Origin of the sequence: Xanthomonas cucurbitae (assembly GCF_002939885.1) — a bacterium.
GTDB classification, from domain to species: domain Bacteria; phylum Pseudomonadota; class Gammaproteobacteria; order Xanthomonadales; family Xanthomonadaceae; genus Xanthomonas; species Xanthomonas cucurbitae.
In genome coordinates this window covers 1-1794 of record NZ_MDED01000098.1, presented here as the reverse complement: position 1 = coordinate 1794, position 1794 = coordinate 1, and the positions used below count along the sequence as shown (strand labels likewise).

Here is a 1794-nt window from a genome sequence, read left to right as displayed (position 1 = left end):
TGCGCGCCGATGGCGCCGGTGACGTACAGCTGCCGCTGCACCATGTCTTCCCACAGGCGCAGGCAGGCCTGCCGCTTGTCTGCATCGCCTTCAGCTAACGGGGTCAGGTTCACTTCCAGCTACAGCTAACGGGGTCAGGTTCACTTCCTACACAAATTTCAGGCTAGCTTGTCAGCTTTCGAGAAGTTTCCTCGCTATCAGCACCAACGCGTGGCTGCGAGTCTTGTGCCATGGCCAGACTTCCACGCATCGACCTTCCCGGCATCCCGCAGCACATCGTGCAGCGCGGGAACAACCGGTTGCCCTGCTTTCTGGATGATGGCGATCGATTGCGCTATCTGCACCTGCTGCATGAGGCCCTGCACGCCACAGGCTGTCAGCTGCATGCTTTCGTATTGATGGACAACCATGTGCACTTGCTAGTCACGCCACCTGATGCGGGACGGATCGGGCAATTGATGCAGCGGCTTGGACGAAACTACGTCGCATTGTTCAATGGCCGCCACGGGCGCACTGGTACGCTATGGGAGGGGCGGTACAAAGCGTGTCTTGTGGACAGTGCGGACTACGTCCTTCGCTGCTATCGCTACGTTGAGCTCAATCCGGTGCGTGCTCGCCTGACAGACAACCCGGCAGCGTATCGTTGGTCCAGCTGCCCAGCGAACCTAGGCCAGCGCAAGCACTCCGCACTGACACCACATCCCTGTTGGCTTGCGCTTGGCAGCGACCCGATCGAGCGATCCAACGCCTACCGTGCTCTGCTCGATGAAGCCCTCTCCGACGAACTGCTTACCAGCATTCGTCTTCATCTGCAGCAGCAGCGAGCCCTGGGCCACGACGCCTTCCGCGCAATGGTCGAAGCCAAGACCAACCGCTTTGCAGGCGTCAGGCCAGCTCATCGGCCAAGCAAACCGAACACCCCCGACTGATAAGCTAACCTGACCCCGTTATTGGTCGGCCTGTACGAACCGTTCGCTTAATTTTCTCCGTCCCCTTTGCTCGCTAAAACCCCATGCCCCCAAGTTACAAATATCAATTATTTATCCACGACCTCTTCGGTATACGTCCAGGTCCTCCGACGTAATAGATGCGGCAGGAACCAACTCATATTGTTCCTCAGCAACCACTTTAATATCATCGTCCTGCATTGCCAACTCGAACATCGCGATTCGCCCATTCTGCATAAACTGCGCAGAAACCGCTCTACATCTTAGATTCGGAAATTTCTCTATGCAACAAGCGATATCTTGTTCGGTTTGTTGCCTACCATGCCGATCCTTCCCACCTTTCGCCTGAACCGGAATGACATATTGAGAGCCGTAGCGATCAACACCCACGTAGAACTCGTCGATTTCAATTTGCCCAATCCCTTTCACTGTTGTACGCAGATGATTTTGGAGCGAAGATGCCGTGACTCCCAGGAATACATCGATTAGGCGGTTATATCTGACCTTCGCCAGCAGCGCTTGCTCGTCGCCGAGAGCATATGCTCCGATTATCTCGGGGGTAGCATCTGGTATTTTTATCACAAGCCTGTTAGGCCGCGGAGTAATATCCAACGGAGCTACCAACCGGAACTCGTACTTAGCGCGCCCCACTCCGAAGATACCCCACTCGTACCCCTCAGGAGCCGTCTCGACGATGGAGTCAGGCAACGACACTCTGTACTTGAATGAGTAGATCGCGTCCCCCAAATTTTTTATGGGTCTTCGCGGATCACTGTGGGTGCAATCGAGCATTTTCGGGTAGCGCGGGCAGGAAGCTGGCGATGATCTTGAGCCTCAGGAACTCCTC

General features: G+C 55.6%; 2 protein-coding genes. One reads left to right on the top strand and one right to left on the bottom strand.

All coding sequences use genetic code 11. The annotated features are described in order from the left end of the window. Positions 1-230: 230 nt before the first annotated feature. Positions 231-929 carry a transposase gene (locus tag XcuCFBP2542_RS18850; protein WP_104605757.1) on the top strand — a complete coding sequence of 233 codons (699 nt, stop codon included), beginning with the start codon at positions 231-233 and terminating at the stop codon, positions 927-929. A 111-nt stretch (positions 930-1040) separates the two neighbouring features. Here the strand turns inward: XcuCFBP2542_RS18850 and XcuCFBP2542_RS18845 are convergent, their stop codons facing one another. Next, positions 1041-1655: an endonuclease gene (locus tag XcuCFBP2542_RS18845; protein ID WP_211293042.1), complete on the bottom strand. Its 615-nt coding sequence runs from the start codon at positions 1653-1655 to the stop codon at positions 1041-1043. Between the last annotated feature and the right edge of the window lie 139 nt (positions 1656-1794).

Coding starts and splice junctions, on each gene's coding strand:
- XcuCFBP2542_RS18850 (WP_104605757.1), top strand. CDS start 231: ATGGCCAGACTTCCACGCATCGACCTTCCCGGCATCCCGCAGCACATC.